Genomic DNA, 19,998 nt, shown 5'->3' with positions numbered 1-19,998 from the left:
GCCCTTTTTTGTTTTGGTCAAACGATCGGTATCTGGTCCCTCGACCGCAGGCCGCGGCATTGATCGAATCGCTTGCCTCATTCTCGCCATATTTGTTATAACATAACGGTAATGTTATTACATAAAAGGAATGATCATGTCGTCCGCCCCTGAACGTCTCGCCATCAGTCTTCTCGGGCAATCGGCACTTTTGCGTGCAAGCGGCGCGATTGCTGTCGTCGCCCTGCTTTGGCTCGCCATTCACTGGGCGGTTCTCCTGCCATGAACGCGCCTGACATCCGCCTCGACAACCTCACCGTCTCCTATGACCGTCATGCCGCCGTTCATCATCTCTCCGGCACGTTCGTGCCCGGCAGCCTGACGGCAATCGCCGGACCGAATGGCGCGGGAAAATCCACGCTGCTGAAGGCGATCATGGGGGAACTGCGCCCTGCCGAGGGGCGGGTGGAGCACCGGCTGCAACGCAGCGATTTCGGCTATCTACCGCAGGCAGCGGAGATCAACAGGCGTTTCCCGATCTCGGTTCTGGATACCGTATCGCTCGGAGCCTGGCGCTCGGCGGGCGCCTTTGGCCGCATTGCAAGGCAGGACACGCTACGTGCCCGCGAGGCACTCACCACCGTCGGGCTGGAAGGCTTCGGGAAGCGTCATATCGGCTCGCTTTCGGCCGGCCAGTTCCAGCGCGTTCTCTTTGCGCGCCTGCTGCTGCAGGATGCCCGCATCATCCTGCTCGACGAACCGTTCACCGCCATCGACGCCCGCACGACAAGGGACCTGCTCGACATCGTGGTCCGCTGGCATGGCGACGGCCGGACGGTAATCGCCGTGCTCCATGATTTGGAGCAGGTGAGGGCGCATTTCCCGGAAACCTTGCTGCTTGCCCGCCGGCTGATCGGTTGGGGCCCGACGCAGGAAGTCATGTCCTCTGCCAATCTTCTGCAGGCCCGCGCCATGGCCGAACGCTGGGACGAGGATGCCGAAGCCTGCGAGCCGGCGGCATGACGGCTTACGATATCTTCTTCGCCCCATTCGCCGACTATGGCTTCATGCGCCGCGCGCTCGTCGCTTGCCTGTGCCTTGGTCTCGGTTCCGGCCCCATCGGTGTTTTCCTGATGCTTCGCCGGATGAGCCTGATGGGAGATGCCATGAGCCATGCCGTGCTGCCCGGTGCTGCGGTCGGCTATCTCGTTGCCGGCTCGCTGTCGCTGACCGCAATGGGCATTGGTGGTCTCGTGGCGGGTCTCTCGGTTGCGCTGCTGTCAGGCGTCGTCAGCCGCATGACCGTGCTGCAGGAGGATGCGAGTTTCGCAAGCTTCTATCTGGCGTCACTGGCCCTGGGTGTCCTTATCGTCTCGCTGCGCGGTTCGAACATCGATCTGCTGCACGTGCTTTTCGGCACGATCCTTGCCATTGACGCGCCGGCGCTGACACAGATTGGTGCCATCACGTCGGTCACATTGCTGGCGCTTGCGATCATCTACCGCCCGCTGGTCGCGGAATGCTTCGATCCGGGCTTCCTGCGCGCCGTCGGCGGGCGCGGGCCGGTCTATCATTTTCTTTTCCTGCTGTTGGTGGTGTTAAACCTTGTTGCGAGCTTCCAGGCGCTCGGCACATTAATGGCCGTCGGCCTGATGATGCTGCCGGCGGCGATCGCCCAGCTCTGGTCCCGCAGCCTGCCGGCCATGATGACGACAGCGACGGTGAGTGCCGCAGCCTCCGGCTACCTCGGCCTCGTCGCGTCATATCACCTCGAACTTGCCTCCGGCCCGACGATCATCATGACGGCAGCCCTGCTTTACGTCCTCTCCATCTTCTTCGCGCCGTCGGGCCTTGCCCGGCGTTTCTTCCCCCGCCCGCATCTGAAGGGCTGATCACAGGAGACACCAATGATATCTCGCAGACTGCTTCTTTCCGCGKCCTTGCCCATGCTGATGACGCTTTCGGCCGTGCCGGCTTCCGCCGAAACGCTGAAGGTCGTTGCCTCCTTCACCGTGCTTGCCGATGTCGTCCGCCAGGTCGGCGGCGATCACGTCAAGGTCACGAGCCTCGTCGGACCGAACGGCGATCCCCATGAATTCGAGCCGTCGCCGGCCGATGCCAAGGCGCTGAATGCCGCTAAAGTCACCTTCGTCAGCGGCGAGGGGCTGGAAGGCTGGATGGACCGCCTGATCACCGCCTCCGGCTACAAGGGAAATCCGGTCACGGTGTCAGAGGGCATTGACACCCGCACGATGGAAGAGGATGGAAAGACCGTCACCGATCCGCATGTCTGGAACAGCCCTGTCAATGTGAAGGTCTGGGTCGCCAATATCGAGAACGCACTTTCCGCTGCCGATCCGGTCGATGCGGCAGCCTTCAAGGCGAATGCTGAAAAGTACACGAAGAAGCTCGACGAACTGGATGCCTATGCACATTCCAAGTTCGACAAGATCGCCGAGAACAGCCGCAAGGTGCTGACCAGCCACGATGCCTTCGGCTATTTCGGCCGGGAATATAATGTCAGCTTCCTGGCACCCCTCGGCCTGTCGACCGAAAGCGAAGCATCGGCGGCCGACGTTGCCAAGCTGATCGAACAGATCAAGCAGGAACACGTGAAGACCTATTTCTTCGAAAACTCCAACGATCCGCGGCTCGTCAAGCAGGTTGCTACCGCGACCGGTGCCGAGCCGGGCGGGGAGCTTTACGTCGAATCGCTGTCGGACGCCAAAGGCCCGGCGCCGACCTACGAAAAGATGTTCCGCTACAATGTCGACCGGCTCTCCACCGCCATGGCGAAGTCGAGCTGAGCTGCGTCGGGAATGACGCAATTCCGGACGGAAAAACCGCTACACACTTTTCCTGGAATTGCTTCGTCAGATAACGAGATCGAAAACCAGGAGGCCGGCCAGGCCTCCGTCCGTCGACKAGACGATGCGCTCGCCGACGGCCACATGCTCTGGATGCACGAGATAGGTATCCCGGGCCTCCGGGCTTTCGAAGGTCACCGCAAAACCGTCGACGAAACCGCCATGCAGCCCCTCGGGTGAAACATTCGGCCCGTGTTTAATGTCAAGAATTCCCGGAATCACCTGCTTCAGCGCCACGATGGCTTCGAACAGCGCCTGCTTGTCATCCGGTGTAAAAGCGCTCTTCAGCCGCATGAATACGCAGTGCAGGATCATAGGGTAGCTCCCGGTTTTGTTTGCGGGCAGAATAACGACGAAAGCGGCGAGGGCAACGATATTTCGCGCCCGCAGTCGCTGGATCTGGCAAAAGCCACCCCGCCTACATCTGGTCCGCTGCGACCACCTGACGGTTATAGATCTTGCGGACGAGATCGTTGGACAAGGCGCGTGCAGTGCTTTTCTGCTCTTCCGTCATCGGGCGGCAGGTATCCTTGAGATTCGAGCCGTCAATCACTGTCGCTGCCCCGGAATTGGCGATGACGATATGCCAGCTGCAAGCGGCCACTTTGTCGACGATCACAGCGCCGCGACAACCGGTAGAGAGGCAGAAGGCCACGGTKACCTGCGCGCCATGATCTCCCTTATGAGCCAGGGCATAGGCCGCCTGAAAGTTCTTTTTCAGGGTTTCACAGCGCGCCGGCGCCGCTGTCGCCAGGCAGCTCAGCGAGGGCGGATGAATTTCGGCGGCGTAGACCGGAGAGACGCAAAAGGCGCCCATCGAGAGGGCGAGCAGAAGCTTCAGCATCGGATTTTCCTTGTTGCGCTAAGGCAGAGGCGCATATCGGCGGCCAATGGTCAATGGCCGCCGCAAGCAGGGAAAGCAGTATCGAGCGGAGAGGTGCCAATCCCCCGGAAAAAACCGATGAAACAAGCTTCGGGATCAGGCGCGCTTCGTTAACGGAAACCGTTCCCTCAAGAGCCGCAGCACCGATTCCGACGGCATCGGCGGGCCGAAGAGATAGCTCTGACCGTAGCTGCAGCCCATCTTGGCCAGTTCGATCGCATCCTCGTTGGACTCGATGCCCTCCGCGACGACCTTCATGTCCAGCTCGCGCGCCATGGAAATCACCGATTTCAAGATGGTCGCCTTCTTGTCGCTGTTGTCGCGCACCAGCGCCTTGTCGAGCTTGATCGTGTCGAAGGGGAAGCGTGTAAGGTAGGCGAGAGAGGAATGGCCGGTGCCGAAGTCGTCGAGCGCCAGGCCGAGGCCTGCTTCCTTCAGCTTCTGCAGCACGAGGCGCGCCTGTTCCGGATTCTCCATCACCATGGATTCCGTCAGCTCGAGCTTCAGCTGCGAAGGATCAAATTGGGTCTTCGCCAGCACCGAGCGGACGTCGTCGTAGAGTTCGTTGTTGAGAAGCTGCACGCTGGACAGATTGATAGAGACGAAGATCGGCAGTTCGCCGGTCTGGTTCTGCCAGGCCATCAGGTCGTTGGTCGCCTGTTCCAGCGCGAAGATGCCGAGCGCGCCGATGATGTCGGACGCCTCGGCGATCGGAATGAATTCAGACGGCGGGATATTGCCGCGCTTGGGATGTTCCCAGCGCATCAGCGCCTCGAAGCCGGCGATCTCGACATCCTCCAGCCGTGCGATCGGCTGGTAGACCATCGAAAGCTCCTTGCGCTCGATGGCGCGGCGAAGGTCCGATTCGAGCTGCAGGCGGTCGGTGCCGAAATCGCGGAAGGCCGGCTGGAACGGCTCCACGCGGTTGCCGCCGGCGCGTTTGGCGCGGTACATGGCAAGCTCGGCGTCACTGAGCAAGCCCGACGCGCTCTCCTGCTGGTCCACCCAGGAGGTGAGGCCGATGGAGGCCGTCAGGATGATCTCCCGGTTGGAGAAGTTGATCGGCACCATGATCGCCTTGCTCATCGCATCGGCGAAATCCGCGACCTTGGCCGGATCGTGCTCGGAAACGAGAATGAGGCCGAACTGATCGCCGGAAAGGCGTGCCAGCGTATCCTGCGGTTTCAGCAGTCGACGCAGGCGGCGGGTGAGTGCGATCAGGATATTGTCACCGGCGGCGACACCGAGGGAATCGTTGACCAGCTTGTAGCGGTCGATGTCGATCACCATGACGGTCGGGCGCAGCGTTTCGCCGCCCGGCGCCAATGTCAGCACCGACTGCAGGCGGTCGAGGAAGACCTGCCGGTTCGGCAGGCCCGTCAGGTTGTCGTGCAACGCATCTTGCAGCAGCCGCTCGACGGAATTCTTCTGCTCGGTCACGTCGACGATCGTGCCGACGCAGCGAATGATCTCGCCATTCGAGCCGAGGACCGGCCGCGCGCGGATCAACAGCCAGTGGAAATGGCCATCTTCGGCGCGGATGCGGAACTCGTGGTTCAGCCGCCCGCGTCGATGCTCGAGCAGCACGTCCAGTGTGGCGCGGAAGCGGTCGCGATCATCGGGGTGCAGCCGCGGCAGCCAGTTCCGCGCCGCCCCATGCATCATGCCCGCCGATAGTCCGAGCTTCACGGAAACGTCGGGAATGGTCACCACGCGGTCGCGCGCCACGTCCCAATCCCAKACCATGTCGCCAGAACCCGTCAGCGCCAGCGACTGGCGCTCCAGATCGGAGAACAGTCCCTGCTGGAATGCGCCGCCAGCAAAGGCGTGCTGCATGACGGTAAAGCCGATCAGGAGCACGATAAGCACGAGACCGCCGCCGAGCGCCGGCTGGATGATGTCGTTGTCGAGCCGACCGGTCACCGTCAGCCACGCGCCGAAAAGCCAGACGAGCGTCAGCGCCCAAGCCGGCACGAGCAGGATGGCGCGGTCATAGCGGTTGAAGCCAAGATAGATGATGAGCAGCAGGCCGGTCGCCGCCGTCAGCGCGAAGGAGAGTCGTGCGATGCCGGCTGCAATCGATGGATCATAGATCGCAACGCCGAACAGCAGGGCGAGACCCAGCACCCAGGCAAGCGTCGCATAGCCGAGATGCACATGCCATCGGTTGAGATTGAGATAGGTGAACAGGAAGATCACGAAACTGGAGGCGAGCGCCACCTCCGCACAGGCGCGCCATATTCGTTGATCCGCCGAGGCGACACTGATCAGCTTTCCGAGAAAGCCGAAGTCGACACAGATATAACCGAGCACCGCCCATGCGAGAGCCGCGGTCGCCGGCAGCATCGAGGTACCCTTGACGACGAAGAGGATCGTCAGGAAGACGGCGAGCAGGCCGGCAATGCCGAGAACGATGCCGCGATAGAGCGTGAAGGCGTTGATCGTATCCTTGTAGGCGTCCGGCTCCCACAGATAGATCTGCGGCAGATCGGGCGTCGCGAGCTCGGCAACAAAGGTGATGACGGCGCCTGGGTTCAGAGTGATACGGAAGACGTCAGCCTCGTCGCTCTGCTGGCGGTCGAGCGCGAAACCTTCGCTCGGCGTGATCGCGATGATACGTTGCGAACCGAGGTCGGGCCAGAACAGCTTGGAATTGACGAGGCGGAAGTGCGGCGCGACGATGACGCGCTCAAGCTGCTCTTCCGAGACGTTGGCGAGCGCAAAGACCGCCCAGTCGCCCTGATGGTTTTCCGAACTCGAGCGCACCTCGATGCGCCGGCGGATGCCATCGGCACCGGCCGCGGTCGAAACCTGGAAAGCTTCGCCCTGATTGGCGTAGATTTCGGTGGTAGCAGTCAGGTCCAGCGCAGTGTCGTCGCGGGAAATCTTGACCGGTTCGGCCGCCTGCACGGTTCCCGCCGCAAGGGCGAGTACCGACAGGAGAAGGGCTGCGATCACCGCGATCATTCGTCCGGACGGTGACGTCGGCAGCATGCGGTCTTTGTTCATCGGCTGTTGGGTTTCCTGCCTGTATCCGCGTCGGTGGCCAGACGTGAAAACATCACGTGATCATGCCACTGACCGTTGATCTTCAAATATCCGCGCAGGTAGCCTTCCCGCTGGAACCCGGCTTTCTCAAGCAGGCGAATGCTCCGTGCATTCTCTGGAATACAGGCTGCTTCGATACGGTGCAACTCAAGCCCTGCGAAGATATAGGGAATAACCAGTTGAAGTGCGGCGAACATATGGCCCTGGCCGGCATAACGCTCGCCCATCCAATAGCCGATCATGCAGCTCTGGGCGGCACCCCGGCGGATATAGCCGATGGTGATGCCGCCGACGAGCGCCATGTCCTTCTTCTGGAAGATGAAGAGCGGGATCGCCTGTCCCGAGGCATATTCCTGCTTGCCGCGGATCACCCGGGCGCGAAAAGAGCCTTCGGTCAGCTCGTCGCGCCGCCATGTCGGCTCCCAGGGTTCCAGAAAGCGGCGGCTGTCGGCGCGAAGCCGGTGCCACTGATTGAAATCCTGGTAGCGCGGCAGGCGCAGGACATATTTATCGTTTTCAAGTTCGACCGCTTCGGGCTGTCGCGAAAGGAACCGAAAAACCGATTTTGGCATCGATAACCCCCGGCGCAACGGATGTGGCGGTCAGCGGCTTGCGAGCTTCGTCTTCGGTGCCGGAACCGAAAGCGAGGCGGTGATGTCTTCCATCGGGGCAAGCTGCTCAAGCGGGCCGATCGCCGAAAGCGTCGGGACGGTATCGTAGAAGAGGCGACCGGCAAGATCGGTCAGGCGCTCGATGGTGATGCCTTCCAGGCGTTCCATCATCTCCGGATTGGAGATCGGACGGCCGTAGAGCATCATCTGCCGGGCGACCTGGCCGGCCCGCGCCGCAGGACTTTCCTGGCCCATGAGAAGCTGCGCGCGGATCTGCGCACGGGCTCGCTCGATTTCCTTCTGGTCGATGCTGTCGGCCGACTTGTGCAGCTCATCGATGATGACGGGCACCAGCTCCGGCAGGTTTTCGCCGCCGGTCGCGGCATGGATGCCGAAGATGCCGGTATCGGAAAAGCCCCAATGGAAGGCATAGACCGAATAACAGAGGCCGCGGAACTCGCGCACTTCCTGGAACAGGCGGGAGGACATGCCGCCGCCAAGGATATTGGCGAGGATCTGCGAGCAATAGAAATCGCGGGCATGGTAGGCCTTGCCCTCGAAGCCGAGCAGGATCTGCGCATCCATGAGATCGCGCGGCTCGCGCACATTGCCGCCGATATAGCGTGCAGCCTCCATGACCGGCGGAGCATTGGGCTGGGTCGGCAGACTGGCGAAGCGGTCTTCGACCATGCGGACGAATTCGTCATGCTGGACGGCGCCCGCCGCCACCACGAACATCCGGTCGGTCGTGTAATTGCGGCCGAGATAAGAGCGGATCTGTTGCGGCGTGAAGGAAACGACGGTTTCCGGCGTGCCGAGGATCGGCCGGCCGAGGGTCTGACCGCGATAGGCCACCTCGGAGAAGCGGTCGAAGACGACGTCGTCGGGCGTGTCGTTGGCCGCGTTGATCTCCTGCAGGATAACCTGCTTTTCGCGCTCCAGCTCTTCTTCCTCGAAGGCGGATTCCGTCAGGATATCCGCAAGGATATCGACGGCGAGCGGCACGTGGTCCTTCAATACGCGAGCATAATAGGACGTCGTCTCGGTGGAGGTTGCGGCGTTCACTTCGCCGCCGACATCCTCGATTTCCTCGGCGATCTCACGGGCGGAACGTCGCCCCGTTCCTTTGAAGGCCATGTGCTCGAGCAGGTGGGCAATTCCGTGCTCGTCTTCCGTCTCGTTGCGCGAACCTGATTTGATCCAGACTCCGAGCGCAGCGCTTTCAAGGTGCGGCATGGTCTGTGTGACTACTGTCAGCCCGGATTTGAGCCGGGTGCACTCAACTGTCATGTGCTATCTTTCTGCGCCTGCCGTCATCTAGCTGCGGGCATGCTTGCCGATAAAGGTTTCAACCGCTTTGAGCTCGGGCTCGATGATCTGGAAGCGCTCCTCCCTGTGCATCAGATCAGCAAGCCACGTCGGAAGCGCCGGGTCAATACCGGAGGCGGATTTTACGGCCGCCGGGAATTTCGCCGGGTGGGCGGTCGCAAGCGTCACCATCGGGGTATCAGCCTTTTCCCGCTTGGCGGCCACGAAGACGCCGATAGCCGAATGCGGATCGAGCAGATAGCCGGTGTCCGCATAGGTCTTGCGGATCGTTTCAGCCACCTGGCGTTCGCTCGCGCGGMCGGCGCGGAAATCCTTCCTGATGAACTTCAGCGCTTCGGGCGAAATCTCGAACCCACTGGATTGCTTGAGGCTTTCCATGGCGGCGCGCACCTTGGAGGCGTCGCGGTCATAGGCTTCGAACAGCAGTCGCTCGAAGTTGGAGGATATCTGGATATCCATTGATGGAGAGGTCGTCGCCTTCACCGCCTTCATGTCGTAACGGCCGGTCTTCAGCGTCCGCGCCAGGATATCGTTCTCGTTGGTGGCAATGACGAGCTTGTCGATCGGCAGCCCCATACGCTTTGCACAGTAGCCGGCGAAGATGTCGCCGAAATTGCCTGTCGGTACGGTGAAGGAGATCTTCCGGTCCGGTCCGCCCAGTGCCACCGCCGTCGTGAAGTAATAGACGATCTGCGCCATGATGCGCGCCCAGTTGATCGAGTTGACACCCGAAAGCTTCACCTTGTCGCGGAAGGCCGCGTCGTTGAACATGGCTTTGACGAGGTTCTGGCAATCGTCGAAATTGCCTTCGACGGCGAGCGCGTACACGTTGCCGGCCGTCGACGTCGTCATCTGCCGCTGTTGTACCGGCGAGACCTTGCCATGGGGGAAGAGGATGAAGATGTCGGTGCGGTCACGGCCGGCAAAGGCGTCGATCGCAGCGCCACCCGTATCGCCCGAGGTGGCGCCGACAATCGTCGCCCGCTCGCCGCGCTTCTCCAGCGCATAATCCATCAGGCGGGCGAGAAGCTGCATCGCCACGTCCTTGAAGGCGAGCGTCGTGCCGTGGAAGAGCTCCATGACGAAACTGTTCGGGCCGGTCTGCACCAGCGGCGCGATCGCCGGATGACGGAAAGTACCGTAGGCCTCGTCGATCATCGCCCGGAAGGTTTCGTCGGGAATTTCGCCATTGGTGAAGGGCGATAGGATGGTGAAGGCGATCTCCTGATAGCTCTTGCCGCGCAGCGCCCGGATTTCCTTTTTGGAAAAGCTCGGCCATTTGCGGGGAACGTAGAGCCCGCCGTCGCGCGCCAGCCCTGCCAAAAGGGCGTCGCAAAAGCCGAGGGAAGGGGCCTCGCCGCGGGTCGAGATATAGTCCACGTTCGTCATCCTTGATCTATGGCTGGAGAAATTCGGTGCGCAAACGAGATGCTGCCTTCACCGAAAACCTGGAACCTGCCGGCACGCCGGGGCACCATCGCAGGTATCTCATTGAACTTGCCCGCATCCGGCGCCGAAAAGTGCATCAAAACGGTGCTTACCCAATCGATTTTTCTTTGCGCCGCTGATATAGACCATCGCCAACTGTCATGAAAGGCCTTGCGCAAAAGTCGCAAGAACCTACAGGAACCTAGAAAAAAGCGTTCGCAAGGGATGGAATATCGTGCTCGGCAAGGTCTCTCGTTTCGTCGTTTCCGCATCGCTCCTTGCTGCTCTTGCCAGCTGCAATTCGCTTGGTCTCGGTGGCGACAGCAAACCTGAAGCTGCTGCTGCCAGCAGCGGCCCCGCTCCGCTACAGCCGAACGGCAATGCCCAGATCATGCCCGTAGCCCCGACCAATCCGTCGTCGAACCAGGCTCCGATCGGCACCGGCGTTACCGCACAGGGCGCGGTCGCACCCGTTGTGCAGGGCGCATGCCCACAGATTTTCCTGCGCGATCAGGATGCGATCTTCCGCACCTATGCGAAGGGAGCAAAGACAGGCGACGCGCAACAGGTGGTCTTCCAGGCCTCCTTCGGTGATTATACGCGCCAGTGCACGCTGAACGACACAGCGCTTTCCATGACCGTCGTGGCCCAGCTTCGCCTCGTCGCCGGTCCAGGCGGTACGCCGGGTCCGGTGACCCTGCCGATCCGCATCTCGGTATTGGACGGTCAGGACGTGCTGTCATCGGAAGTCATCAATTTCCCGACCGAGATTCCGTCGGGCTCATCTGCCACGCAGGTCATCTTCCGTCATGAAGGCGTCAAGATGCCGGTCGGCTCCGGGGCACTCGTCCGCGTCAACGTCGGCTTCGACAATCAGCCGGCCAAGAATGGCGGCAAGGGCGCGAAGAAGAAGAGCAGCTGACGGCTCTCAGGGCTCTCCGTCGATCACCACCCACGCATTCGCGATCGGCTGTCCGTTAAAATGCGGGAAGTCGTTGCCGAGGAAATTCTTGAGGTCGTTGATCGCGTCGATCACCCTTTCACGACTGTCGACGAAATTTATGTCGGTATTGCCGCTTGCAAGCCGGGCCGTCAGGTTGATACAGCCGACACTCGCCAGAAATCCATGGCCCGGATGCACCAGGATTTCCGTGCGGTTTCCGGTATTCAGCAGTTCGAGGCCCGGCTTCGGCGTTTGATCGGGGTCGTTTGAAACGAGGTAGCCGATCGTGAGGTAGTGGGAGCCTGCTTGCGTCGCAAGCGGATAGCGGCCTGCTTCAATTCGCCTGCCGTTGCCCCGCACTCTGTTGTCACCCGGTCCCTTCGTTTCCACTGAGGTTCCGGAGAGGCCATCGCGGGCATTGCCATTGTGGTGGATCTGGTAAGTTCCGATTGTGCGGGTTCTGCCGTGGCGGTTTTGCTCGCTCTGCCGGTTGATGAACAATTCCCAGCCTTGTCCCATGATGGGCATGACGTCCTCCTCCGTCTAAACTGGTGAGCCGGCGGAAAGCGTCGATCAGCCTCGGAGCCGGTGGATCGGAAAATCCACCGGGACCATAACATGAACTCTAGAGTTGCATAACAAAATAGCGCCCGCAGGCCCTGCAGGCGTTTAAAGCACGCCTTCCCATTCCGCCAGAGCCGCGACGACACCCGGCAAATCGTTCATGCGCGAGATGACAGTCTCTGCGCCCGCATCCGTCAGCTTGTCGGCATGCGAGGGGTAGGTGTGCGAGCCGCCGGTAAAGCCGATGACCCGCATGCCGGCAGCACGGGCTGCATGAACGCCGTGGGTGGAATCTTCGACGACGACTGTCTTGGAAGGCGAAACGCCCATCTGGCTTGCGCCGTGCAGGAAGATATCCGGCTTCGGCTTGGCGCGGTCGGGGCCGAGATCCTTGGCGGAGAAGATGTTCGGCGCAAAGAGCTTCTTCAGGCCGACCTTGCCCAGCATCATGTCGAGCCGCTGGCTTGAGGAGTTCGAGCAGATGCAGCGCTGCATCGACAAGCGGCTGACGGCGAATTCGACGCCGGGAATGGCCTGGACTTCCTGCTCAAGCCGGATGTCCAGAAGCTTTTGCGACTTGTCGAGCAAGGATGCCGAGATCGGAATGCTGGCTTCCCGTTCGATCTGGAAGAGGATGTCTTGCCAGGTGAGACCTGCAAAGCGCTCGTTCATTTCCTCGACGCTGATCGGATAGCCTGCTTCCGTCAGCAGCTTGGATTCAACATCCGCTGCAATGATTTCGGAATCGACCAGAACGCCGTCGCAGTCGAAGATGATGAGGTCGAAGCCGTCCATATACTCATACCTTATTCGGGGATAAGGCGGCTTTACACGATGGCCGCCGAAAGCTCAACCGGTAGCGGGGCATGGCTGGAATGCGCGGTGCGGGCAGCTTTGCGGGGAATGGCTTTCGTGCCACCTCGACAAGCCCTGCAGGGCTCGTTACTTGATGACAATGAGCAGGGAACCCGAAGACACCATCGCCGCGCGTATTGCCCGCGTGCTTGCAGAGCGCATCGTGCATGGTGAACTCGCGCCCGGCGCCCGTCTCCGGCAGGACCATATTGCCGAGGAATTCGAGACCAGCCATGTGCCGGTGCGCGAGGCGTTTCGCCGGCTCGAAGCGCAAGGGCTGGCGATCAGTGAGCCGCGCCGTGGCGTGCGCGTCGCCTCCTTCGATCTCGCAGAGGTACGCGAAGTGGCGGAAATGCGCGCTGCCCTCGAAGTGCTCGCCCTGAAGCATGCCGTCCGCCATCTGACGCCCGCCATCCTCGATGCCGCGGAAGAGGCGACACGCGAGGGCGATGCCGCCGCCGATGTCCATGCCTGGGAAGAGGCGAACCGCCGCTTCCATCGCCTCATCCTCACCCCTTGCGCCATGCCGCGCCTGCTCGCCGCGATCGACGACCTGCATGCGGCAAGCGCCCGCTTCCTCTTCTCCGCCTGGCGTTCGGGCTGGGAAAAACGCACCGATCATGACCACCGCGCCATTCTTGCGGCACTTCGCCAGGGCAAGGCGGAGGAGGCCGCTGCCATTCTCCAGAAGCATGTGCAGTGGATCGGACGTGCTCCGCAGCCCGCCCAAAAGGCCGGTGAGCGGGAAGCTTTTGCCATAGTCGGCTGAATTTCAAGAAATTATAGATAATTTCAGAAGGCGTGAAATGTCCTGATTTTCAGGAATTTCGGCGTGTATTTATGTTGCTTATAATCCGATTGCATTMAAATTCCATGCATCCTCTCTTGCGTCGCGCAAAAATCTCCGCCATCAAATAGATGAGAATCAAAAATTATCTATAATTTTGAAAAGGAGAATTTCATGTCCGTCTCTGACCAGCCCCGTCACCTGGCATTCGATCCGCTGCGCCTCTCCGCACGGTCGCTAGCGGTCAAATATCTCTTCGTTCTGGCCGGCACGCTGGTGTTKGCGCTTGCCTCGCAGATAGCGGTGCCGATGGTGCCGGTGCCGATCACCATGCAGACATTCGCCGTCACCATGATCGGCGCGCTCTATGGCTGGCGCCTCGGCACGCTTACCGTTCTCGCTTGGCTCGGCGAAGCCATGCTTGGCGCACCGGTACTCGCAAACGGCTCAGGCGGCCTTGCGCCCTTTGCCGGCCCGACGGCCGGTTATCTCGTTGCCTTTCCGCTGATGGCGCTGATGGTCGGCTGGCTCGCCGAACGCGGCTGGACGGGCGACAAGATTATCAGAAGCTTCACCGCCCACTTTGCCGCAAACATCTTCTGCCTTGCGCTCGGTGGCCTCTATCTCGGTTCGCTGATCGGTGCCGAAAAAGGCTGGCTGCTCGGCGTCGCGCCCTTCATCCTCGGCGGCGTGCTGAAGTCTGCACTTGCTGCGGCGGTGCTCAAGGGCATCCGCATTTATGGCGGCCGGGCAGAGCTGCATTGACCGTCAGGCTGCGCGCCCATCATCTGCTCTGCATGCTGACATTTGTCGGTGAAGGCTACACTCCGGCCTTCACCGCCAACTACCGCCGCATCGCAGAGCGTCTCTCGGCCGGAGAGGAGATCGAAATCGTCTCCGGCCCCGATGATATCTGTGCTCCCTTGTTGTCCGGGGCTTCGGCGCATTGCTTGCTGCCCGGTCCGAAGACCAGGGACGAAGCTGCCGCCGAAGCTGTGGGCAGGCTGTTGGGCATGCGGGTAGATGAGGGCGCTCGCCTCATTCCCGATAAGGCCCTGCTGAAAAGACTACGCCGCGGTTTCGCTGCCGATACCATCCGCAATGCCTGCGAGGATTGCGAATGGAGCGAACTCTGCAGCACGGTCGCACATGGTCATTTCCGGAATGTGCTGGTAGCGCCTTGCTAGGTTTCCAGCGGAAACAATTTCAGAAACTGCCGCTCGCCTTCGGTGGAGAACATCACCGACCGGCTTTCCGGCATTCGCCGTGCCCAGCCCTTTTCCATGAAATTCGCGAGCAATGCCTTGCCGAGGCTGCCGGCGAGGTGGGCGCGGCGTTCGCTCCAGTCGAGGCAGGAGCGGCAGAGCGGCCGGCGCGAGGATTTGAGGCTGCCGACATCGATGCCGATACATTGCAGATCGCTCTCGCCCTTGGCCGTCACTGCGAGCCCGTCGCCGATGGCATCGATCGATCCCGTCGCAACCAGGCTGTCCAGCATGCGCACGCCAAAATCGCCGGCGAGGTGGTCGTAGCAGATGCGCGCCTTGCGCAACGCCGGGTCCTTCGGGCCGGGCTGGTGGCGCAGATGCCCTCGGCTAGCGGCAAGGCCCATCATGCTTTCGATCAGCCGGGCCACCGCCTCGTCGGCAAGGGTGAAATAGCGGTGGCGTCCCTGCTTGCGCTGGGCAAGCAGACCGCCGGATTCGAGCTTCGAGAGATGTGAGCTTGCCGTCTGCAGCGTGATGCCGCCGGCGGCCGCAAGCTCTGTTGCGGTCAGCGCGCGGCCACCGGTCAGGGCCGCCAGCATGTTGGCGCGGGCCGGATCACCGATGAGCGCACCGATCTGCGCAATGTCAGGTCCTTCCTTCATACTTCGATCGTAACCGAAGCATCTCCGTACCGCAATGTGCGAAAACGCCTCTCACACGAGAGGAGAAAACCGATGATCACCTGCTTCATCCGCTACGAGATCGATCCCTTCAGAAAAGACGCCTTTGCCGAATATGCCCGCAATTGGGGCCAGGCGATCCCGCGAAACGGTGCGGACCTGGTCGGCTATTTCGGCCCGCATGAGGGTTCGGCGACGACCGCCTATGGCGTCTACAACATTGAAAATCTGGCAGCCTACGAGGCCTATCGCGCACGGCTTGCCGCCGATCCGCTCGGCCGGGAGAACTACGAATTCGCCCGTCGCGAGCGCTTCATTCTGAAAGAGGACCGCATCTTCCTGAAGAATGTCTCGGCCCCGCATGCCAGCCTGGTGCTGGCATGATCGCCGTCATCTTCGAAGTCATCACCTATGTCGGTGAGCGCCACAGATATCTGGACCTTGCCGGCGAACTCAGATCCGAGCTTGAAAAGATCGATGGCTTCATTTCCATAGAGCGTTTCGAGAGCCTGACGATGCGTGGCAAGATCCTCTCGCTCTCCTTCTTCCGAGACGAAGAGGCGGTGCGCGAGTGGCGCAACCTAGAAGCCCATCGGGCAGCGCAAAAGGCTGGCCGCGGCGGCATTTTCGCCGATTATCGCCTGCGCATCGGCCATGTTGTCAGGGACTATGGCATGGTCGAGCGTGCCGAGGCCCCCGATGATAGCAGGCAGGTCCACATGCCCCATGCGGCGGAGTGAAATTGGGGTGGGCGCGGTCATGCGTCCGCCTCTCATTGATACGCCAAGCGGAATATTTTCCCGAAATCGGCCACCGCTTCAGGCTTTGGTAACCAACTTGCGTAACCATAACGGACAGTTAAGCGTAAAGCGTATGGGTGAGTATCTACATGGCGTCTGTTTATCCGCTTGCCGACCTCAAGACTTCCGTCAAGCCGGGCTCTTGGGTCGACACGATCATCAAGGGTGATTGCGTTGCAGCCCTTGAGGCTCTTCCGAGCCAGTCCGTTGACGTCATCTTTGCCGATCCGCCCTACAATCTCCAGCTCGGCGGCACGCTGCACCGGCCGGACCAGTCGTTGGTCGACGCCGTCGATGACGAGTGGGACCAGTTCGCCTCCTTCGAGGCCTATGACGCTTTCACCCGCGCCTGGCTCCTTGCCTGCCGCCGCGTGCTGAAGCCGACGGGCACGATCTGGGTCATCGGCTCCTATCACAACATCTTCCGCGTCGGTGCCACGCTGCAGGATCTGAACTTCTGGATCTTGAACGACATCGTCTGGCGCAAGACCAACCCGATGCCGAATTTCAAGGGCCGCCGTTTCCAGAACGCCCATGAGACGATGATCTGGGCAAGCCCGAACGCCAAGGCCAAGGGATACACCTTCAACTACGATGCCATGAAGGCCGCCAATGACGACGTGCAGATGCGCTCCGACTGGCTGTTCCCGATCTGCAGTGGCAACGAGCGCCTGAAGGGCGAGGATGGCAAGAAGGCCCATCCGACCCAGAAGCCGGAAGCGCTGCTTGCCCGCGTCATCATGGCTTCCTCCAAGCCCGGCGATATCATCCTCGATCCCTTCTTTGGTTCGGGAACGACCGGCGCCGTCGCCAAGCGCCTTGGCCGGCACTTCGTCGGCATCGAGCGCGAGCAGGACTATATCGATGCGGCCTCTGCCCGCATCGCCGCCGTCGAGCCGCTCGGCAAGGCGGAACTGACTGTCATGACCGGCAAGAAGGCCGAAGCCCGCGTCGCCTTCAACGTGCTGGTCGAAAGCGGCCTCATCAAGCCCGGCCAGGTGCTGACGGATGCCAAGCGGCGCTACAGTGCTGTGGTGCGCGCCGATGGCACTGTCGCCTCGGGCGGCGAAGCCGGCTCCATTCATCGCCTCGGCGCGAAAGTGCAGGGCCTTGATGCATGCAACGGATGGACCTTCTGGCACTTCGACGACGGGCAATCCCTGCGCCCGATCGACGAATTGCGGTCCGTCATCCGCAGTGATCTCGCAAAGGTGGGCTGAGCAGCACCTTGCAAGGTTGATACTAACCCTTCTTCCGGTTTGTACCTCCAGTTACGGAAGAAGAAAAAGAAGCCCGGAGTCGAAGGACCCCGGGCTTCTTGTTTCAGAACTGGAACTCTTCTTCAGAACTCCTGATAGTCAGTCACATCGACCCGCGTGACCTTGCCGTCTTCGTTGAAGGTGATTGTTTCCTCGCCCTCGCGGATCAGCGGCTTTCCGGTCTGGCTGTGCGTCGCCCGGACGGACCACACGGCACGGCCGGAGAGCGGCGTCAGCCTCTCGACCAGCGAATTTTCGGCTGTCTGATCCGGATAATCATCGAAGTAGCGGCGGAATGCGGCCATGATCTCGGCCCGGCCGGCAAGGCTGCCGACGCCGTTGGAGACATAGGTCGCATCCTCGGCGAACCAGTTTTCGATTTCAGGAAAATCGAGATCGTTGATCGCGGCGTGGAAGCGGTCGATGGCCGTTGCGGGGTCGAAGCTCATGGCTCATGCCTTCAGTCCGTAGGTGGCGAGATCGGCGCGCAATTTGTCGGCGCCGCTAAAGAGCACGGCATTCCAGCCGGCAGCCTTGGCACCTTCGATATTGGCAGGTGCATCATCGATGAAGATCGTCGCGGCCGGATCGAGGCCGAAGCTCTTCACATGCGTTTCGTAGATCGCGATATCCGGCTTGATGAGGCCGACATCCCCGGAAACGGTCACGCCACGGGGTTTCCTAAGGAAGGCGAAGCGCTCCTGCGCCTCGCGGAACGTATCAGAGGCGAAGTTCGTGAGCATCGTCACGTCCCGGCCTTCATCGATGAAGCCTTCCATGATCGCGACGCTGTCTTCATAGGCATGCGGCACCATCTCGTGCCAATGCTTGCGGAAGCCGCGGATATGCTCTTCGCGGGTCGGATGCTGCTCGATCAGCAATGCTTCGGCATCCGCCCAGGTGCGGCCGCGGTCCTGCTCGACGTTCCAGTCGTGGGTGCAGACATTGGCAAAAAACCAGTTGCGCTCGGCCTCATCGGGAATGAGGCGGCTGAAGGGAAGAAGCGGATCGTAATGAATAAGAACTTTGCCGATATCGAAAACGATATGCTTGATGTCGTTTGCCATAATCATCCCTTGGCTGTTTTGAACGCGAGAGGAATAGCCGCTGCGATCGCTTTTTTCATGATAGTCGGGAGCGCCTGAGCTTCAAGATTTGTAACCGGCTCCCACCATCCGTCATTGATTTGAACGCGGTCGGCAATCGCCGCGCGGAAGATCGAAAGCCTGAGTTCGAAATGGGTGAAGACGTGCGTCACGGTGCCCGAACTTTGCCAGTCAGCATTGAAAGGAGCCGCTTCCGTTGACGTCTCTCCGTCCTGCCGCGCAGTCCACGCCGTCGTCGGAATTTCCGTCATGCCGCCCAGCAGGCCGCTTTCGATGCGCCGTCGCAGCAGGATATCACCATCGGAAGTGACTGCGACGAAGGCCGCACCGCGTCGGACCGGTTTTTCCTTTTTGGCGGCCTTGACCGGAAACTGCTCGGGATCATGCAGCCGCAGAGCCTCGCACGATCCGTTGAAGGGACAGAGCGAGCAGGCCGGGCGCTTCGGCGTGCAGATCGTCGCGCCGAGATCCATCATCGCCTGGGCGAAATCGCCAGGCCGATCGGCCGGCGTCAGCAGCGCCACCTTCTGACGCATCAGCGGCTTGCCTGCCGGAAGCGGTGTGGCGATGGCATAGAGCCGTGAGATCACCCGTTCCACATTGCCGTCCATCACGGCCGCCTGCCGGTTGAAGGCGATTGCCGCGACCGCCGCCGCGGTATAATCGCCGATGCCGGGCAGGGCTTTCAGCCCCTCTTCGGTATCAGGAAAGATGCCGCCATGCTGGCTCACAACGGCCTCGGCGCATTTCTTCAGATTGCGCGCCCGCGCGTAGTAGCCAAGCCCCGCCCAGGCGGCCATCACCTCTTCACCAGGCGCTTTTGCGAGATCGGTCACTGTCGGCCACTTCATCAGGAAATTGGCAAAGTAGGGCTTTACCGCCTGCACTGTCGTCTGCTGCAGCATCACTTCGGACAGCCAGACGCGATAGGGATTCGCCTTGATGCCGCGTTTGGCCATGGGCGGCGAAACCCGCCACGGCAGGTCGCGATGATGGCGGTCATACCATTCGAGGAGAGAGGAGGCGGTCGGCGCGTCCAGTGTATGTATCGTCATTATTTGCCGCGATCGGGGGAAGTGCTCTATACTTGGCGAAGCAGTGCGGCGCGATCAAGCCGGTAGCCTCGAATGGCCGCCATTTACCAAGGTTTCGATGAGTTATCCACGCAAAGGTGAAAAGCAGATTTCCGAGCTGACGAACGGCATCATCGATCCCGTTCTCGCTCGTCGTGCCGGCATCAACAGCGCGCTTCTCGGCTCATGGGACGAAATCGCCGGCGAGGATTTCGCCGATTGTACCCGGCCGGAAAAGATCGCCTGGGCGCGCGGCGGTGATGACGGCAGCTTCCGACCCGGTGTGCTGACCGTTGCCTGCGAAGGCGCGCGCGCCCTTTTCCTCACCCACGCGCAAGGCGAACTCATCCAGCGCATCAATAGCTTCTTCGGCTTCGCCGCCGTCCAGCAGATCCGCATCGTCCAGAAGCCGGTCTACCAGCAGGTCAAACGCTCTCGCCCACCCCCGCCGCTGAAGGGCGAAGCCGCCCGCAAGCTGGAAGGCATGATGCAGGGCATAGAGGACGACAAACTGCGCCAGGCGATCGCCCGCCTCGGTACGGCGGTATTGGGCAAGCGCGGCAAATAGGTTTCGTGCC

24 protein-coding genes are annotated in these 19,998 nt (G+C 61.2%); 12 read left to right on the top strand and 12 right to left on the bottom strand.

All coding sequences use genetic code 11. The annotated features are described in order from the left end of the window. The first annotated feature begins 136 nt into the window (after window positions 1–136). Genes AC1DNW_RS18230 through AC1DNW_RS18215 form a run of 4 tightly spaced genes read left to right on the top strand, consistent with a single transcriptional unit; the run spans window position 137 to window position 2,786 of the window. A complete protein-coding gene (locus tag AC1DNW_RS18230) occupies window positions 137–265 on the top strand; it encodes a hypothetical protein (RefSeq protein ID WP_477853965.1) in 129 nt (42 codons plus the stop codon). Continuing rightward, the gene (locus AC1DNW_RS18225) at window positions 262–1,002 is read left to right on the top strand and encodes an ABC transporter ATP-binding protein (protein WP_113309878.1); all 741 of its coding nucleotides are present in this window, start codon (window positions 262–264) and stop codon (window positions 1,000–1,002) included. The genes AC1DNW_RS18230 and AC1DNW_RS18225 overlap by 4 nt, the downstream gene beginning before the upstream one ends. Beyond that, window positions 999–1,871, top strand: coding sequence for a metal ABC transporter permease (locus tag AC1DNW_RS18220; RefSeq protein ID WP_113309879.1), 873 nt, complete (start codon window positions 999–1,001; stop codon window positions 1,869–1,871). Before AC1DNW_RS18225 ends, AC1DNW_RS18220 begins: the two co-directional genes overlap by 4 nt. A gap of 15 nt (window positions 1,872–1,886) precedes the next feature. Further along, window positions 1,887–2,786 (top strand): metal ABC transporter substrate-binding protein, encoded by a 900-nt coding sequence (locus AC1DNW_RS18215; RefSeq protein WP_477853962.1) that lies wholly within the window; start codon window positions 1,887–1,889, stop codon window positions 2,784–2,786. 66 nt (window positions 2,787–2,852) lie between these two features. Here AC1DNW_RS18215 and AC1DNW_RS18210 read toward each other — a convergent pair whose 3' ends face one another. The 6 genes from AC1DNW_RS18210 to thrC all read right to left on the bottom strand — a co-directional run bounded on the left by AC1DNW_RS18210 (window position 2,853) and on the right by thrC (window position 10,106). Further along, a complete protein-coding gene (locus AC1DNW_RS18210; protein WP_477853960.1) occupies window positions 2,853–3,161 on the bottom strand; it encodes a Dabb family protein in 309 nt (102 codons plus the stop codon). Window positions 3,162–3,264: 103 nt separating this feature from the next. Further along, a complete protein-coding gene (locus AC1DNW_RS18205) occupies window positions 3,265–3,690 on the bottom strand; it encodes a hypothetical protein (protein WP_113297183.1) in 426 nt (141 codons plus the stop codon). 135 nt (window positions 3,691–3,825) lie between these two features. Then, a complete protein-coding gene (locus AC1DNW_RS18200; RefSeq protein ID WP_113309881.1) occupies window positions 3,826–6,738 on the bottom strand; it encodes a sensor domain-containing phosphodiesterase in 2,913 nt (970 codons plus the stop codon). Then, complete coding sequence (locus tag AC1DNW_RS18195) at window positions 6,735–7,349, bottom strand: GNAT family N-acetyltransferase (protein ID WP_113309882.1); 615 nt, start codon at window positions 7,347–7,349, stop codon at window positions 6,735–6,737. Before AC1DNW_RS18195 ends, AC1DNW_RS18200 begins: the two co-directional genes overlap by 4 nt. A 30-nt stretch (window positions 7,350–7,379) precedes the next feature. Next, the gene (locus tag AC1DNW_RS18190; RefSeq protein ID WP_113297180.1) at window positions 7,380–8,678 is read right to left on the bottom strand and encodes a M16 family metallopeptidase; all 1,299 of its coding nucleotides are present in this window, start codon (window positions 8,676–8,678) and stop codon (window positions 7,380–7,382) included. 27 nt (window positions 8,679–8,705) lie between these two features. Next, complete coding sequence (thrC, locus tag AC1DNW_RS18185; RefSeq protein WP_477853957.1) at window positions 8,706–10,106, bottom strand: threonine synthase; 1,401 nt, start codon at window positions 10,104–10,106, stop codon at window positions 8,706–8,708. Window positions 10,107–10,377: 271 nt separating this feature from the next. Between thrC and AC1DNW_RS18180 the strand changes: the two genes are divergently transcribed. Next, on the top strand, window positions 10,378–11,067 hold the full coding sequence (locus AC1DNW_RS18180; protein WP_477833601.1) for a hypothetical protein: 690 nt from the start codon (window positions 10,378–10,380) through the stop codon (window positions 11,065–11,067). A gap of 6 nt (window positions 11,068–11,073) precedes the next feature. Here AC1DNW_RS18180 and AC1DNW_RS18175 read toward each other — a convergent pair whose 3' ends face one another. Further along, the gene (locus AC1DNW_RS18175; RefSeq protein ID WP_113309884.1) at window positions 11,074–11,616 is read right to left on the bottom strand and encodes a hypothetical protein; all 543 of its coding nucleotides are present in this window, start codon (window positions 11,614–11,616) and stop codon (window positions 11,074–11,076) included. A gap of 141 nt (window positions 11,617–11,757) precedes the next feature. Continuing rightward, a complete protein-coding gene (locus tag AC1DNW_RS18170; RefSeq protein WP_113297176.1) occupies window positions 11,758–12,447 on the bottom strand; it encodes an HAD-IA family hydrolase in 690 nt (229 codons plus the stop codon). A 160-nt stretch (window positions 12,448–12,607) separates the two neighbouring features. On the opposite strand from AC1DNW_RS18170, the gene AC1DNW_RS18165 reads away from it, so the two are divergent. The 3 genes from AC1DNW_RS18165 to AC1DNW_RS18155 all read left to right on the top strand — a co-directional run bounded on the left by AC1DNW_RS18165 (window position 12,608) and on the right by AC1DNW_RS18155 (window position 14,481). Next, window positions 12,608–13,276: a GntR family transcriptional regulator gene (locus tag AC1DNW_RS18165; protein WP_113309885.1), complete on the top strand. Its 669-nt coding sequence runs from the start codon at window positions 12,608–12,610 to the stop codon at window positions 13,274–13,276. Window positions 13,277–13,468: 192 nt separating this feature from the next. Continuing rightward, window positions 13,469–14,059 carry a biotin transporter BioY gene (locus AC1DNW_RS18160; protein WP_477853954.1) on the top strand — a complete coding sequence of 197 codons (591 nt, stop codon included), beginning with the start codon at window positions 13,469–13,471 and terminating at the stop codon, window positions 14,057–14,059. After that, entirely contained in the window at window positions 14,056–14,481 is a 426-nt protein-coding gene (locus AC1DNW_RS18155; protein WP_113309886.1) for a DUF1284 domain-containing protein, read from the top strand. The genes AC1DNW_RS18160 and AC1DNW_RS18155 overlap by 4 nt, the downstream gene beginning before the upstream one ends. On the opposite strand, the gene AC1DNW_RS18150 is transcribed toward AC1DNW_RS18155, so the two are convergent. Further along, on the bottom strand, window positions 14,478–15,164 hold the full coding sequence (locus AC1DNW_RS18150; protein WP_113297172.1) for an ArsR/SmtB family transcription factor: 687 nt from the start codon (window positions 15,162–15,164) through the stop codon (window positions 14,478–14,480). The genes AC1DNW_RS18155 and AC1DNW_RS18150 overlap by 4 nt on opposite strands. Before the next feature lie 72 nt (window positions 15,165–15,236). On the opposite strand from AC1DNW_RS18150, the gene AC1DNW_RS18145 reads away from it, so the two are divergent. The 3 genes from AC1DNW_RS18145 (at window position 15,237) to AC1DNW_RS18135 (ending at window position 17,202) form a co-directional block, all read left to right on the top strand. Next, window positions 15,237–15,566, top strand: coding sequence for an NIPSNAP family protein (locus AC1DNW_RS18145; RefSeq protein ID WP_113309887.1), 330 nt, complete (start codon window positions 15,237–15,239; stop codon window positions 15,564–15,566). Next, window positions 15,563–15,922 carry an antibiotic biosynthesis monooxygenase family protein gene (locus AC1DNW_RS18140; protein WP_113309888.1) on the top strand — a complete coding sequence of 120 codons (360 nt, stop codon included), beginning with the start codon at window positions 15,563–15,565 and terminating at the stop codon, window positions 15,920–15,922. Before AC1DNW_RS18145 ends, AC1DNW_RS18140 begins: the two co-directional genes overlap by 4 nt. A gap of 149 nt (window positions 15,923–16,071) precedes the next feature. After that, window positions 16,072–17,202 (top strand): site-specific DNA-methyltransferase, encoded by a 1,131-nt coding sequence (locus AC1DNW_RS18135; RefSeq protein ID WP_113309889.1) that lies wholly within the window; start codon window positions 16,072–16,074, stop codon window positions 17,200–17,202. Window positions 17,203–17,324: 122 nt separating this feature from the next. Here AC1DNW_RS18135 and AC1DNW_RS18130 read toward each other — a convergent pair whose 3' ends face one another. The 3 genes from AC1DNW_RS18130 to mutY are packed head-to-tail and all read right to left on the bottom strand — an operon-like array spanning window position 17,325 to window position 19,402. Further along, entirely contained in the window at window positions 17,325–17,690 is a 366-nt protein-coding gene (locus AC1DNW_RS18130; RefSeq protein ID WP_113309890.1) for a nuclear transport factor 2 family protein, read from the bottom strand. A 3-nt stretch (window positions 17,691–17,693) separates the two neighbouring features. Continuing rightward, window positions 17,694–18,308: an HAD family hydrolase gene (locus AC1DNW_RS18125; protein ID WP_113309891.1), complete on the bottom strand. Its 615-nt coding sequence runs from the start codon at window positions 18,306–18,308 to the stop codon at window positions 17,694–17,696. Between the two features lie 2 nt (window positions 18,309–18,310). Beyond that, window positions 18,311–19,402, bottom strand: coding sequence for an A/G-specific adenine glycosylase (gene mutY / locus AC1DNW_RS18120; RefSeq protein ID WP_113309892.1), 1,092 nt, complete (start codon window positions 19,400–19,402; stop codon window positions 18,311–18,313). Window positions 19,403–19,499: 97 nt separating this feature from the next. Between mutY and AC1DNW_RS18115 the strand changes: the two genes are divergently transcribed. Next, window positions 19,500–19,988 (top strand): DUF721 domain-containing protein, encoded by a 489-nt coding sequence (locus AC1DNW_RS18115; RefSeq protein WP_113309926.1) that lies wholly within the window; start codon window positions 19,500–19,502, stop codon window positions 19,986–19,988. Window positions 19,989–19,998 lie beyond the last annotated feature (10 nt).

It is taken from the genome of Rhizobium sp. 05L429 (assembly GCF_056397645.1).
This window is presented reverse-complemented; position numbering and strand designations above follow the sequence as displayed.

Coding starts and splice junctions, on each gene's coding strand:
- AC1DNW_RS18230 (WP_477853965.1), top strand. CDS start 137: ATGTCGTCCGCCCCTGAACGTCTCGCCATCAGTCTTCTCGGGCAATCG.
- AC1DNW_RS18225 (WP_113309878.1), top strand. CDS start 262: ATGAACGCGCCTGACATCCGCCTCGACAACCTCACCGTCTCCTATGAC.
- AC1DNW_RS18220 (WP_113309879.1), top strand. CDS start 999: ATGACGGCTTACGATATCTTCTTCGCCCCATTCGCCGACTATGGCTTC.
- AC1DNW_RS18195 (WP_113309882.1), bottom strand. CDS start 7,349: ATGCCAAAATCGGTTTTTCGGTTCCTTTCGCGACAGCCCGAAGCGGTC.
- AC1DNW_RS18190 (WP_113297180.1), bottom strand. CDS start 8,678: ATGACAGTTGAGTGCACCCGGCTCAAATCCGGGCTGACAGTAGTCACA.
- AC1DNW_RS18175 (WP_113309884.1), bottom strand. CDS start 11,616: ATGCCCATCATGGGACAAGGCTGGGAATTGTTCATCAACCGGCAGAGC.
- AC1DNW_RS18170 (WP_113297176.1), bottom strand. CDS start 12,447: ATGGACGGCTTCGACCTCATCATCTTCGACTGCGACGGCGTTCTGGTC.
- AC1DNW_RS18165 (WP_113309885.1), top strand. CDS start 12,608: ATGAGCAGGGAACCCGAAGACACCATCGCCGCGCGTATTGCCCGCGTG.
- AC1DNW_RS18150 (WP_113297172.1), bottom strand. CDS start 15,164: ATGAAGGAAGGACCTGACATTGCGCAGATCGGTGCGCTCATCGGTGAT.
- AC1DNW_RS18145 (WP_113309887.1), top strand. CDS start 15,237: ATGATCACCTGCTTCATCCGCTACGAGATCGATCCCTTCAGAAAAGAC.
- AC1DNW_RS18140 (WP_113309888.1), top strand. CDS start 15,563: ATGATCGCCGTCATCTTCGAAGTCATCACCTATGTCGGTGAGCGCCAC.
- AC1DNW_RS18135 (WP_113309889.1), top strand. CDS start 16,072: ATGGCGTCTGTTTATCCGCTTGCCGACCTCAAGACTTCCGTCAAGCCG.
- AC1DNW_RS18130 (WP_113309890.1), bottom strand. CDS start 17,690: ATGAGCTTCGACCCCGCAACGGCCATCGACCGCTTCCACGCCGCGATC.
- AC1DNW_RS18125 (WP_113309891.1), bottom strand. CDS start 18,308: ATGGCAAACGACATCAAGCATATCGTTTTCGATATCGGCAAAGTTCTT.
- mutY (WP_113309892.1), bottom strand. CDS start 19,402: ATGACGATACATACACTGGACGCGCCGACCGCCTCCTCTCTCCTCGAA.
- AC1DNW_RS18115 (WP_113309926.1), top strand. CDS start 19,500: ATGAGTTATCCACGCAAAGGTGAAAAGCAGATTTCCGAGCTGACGAAC.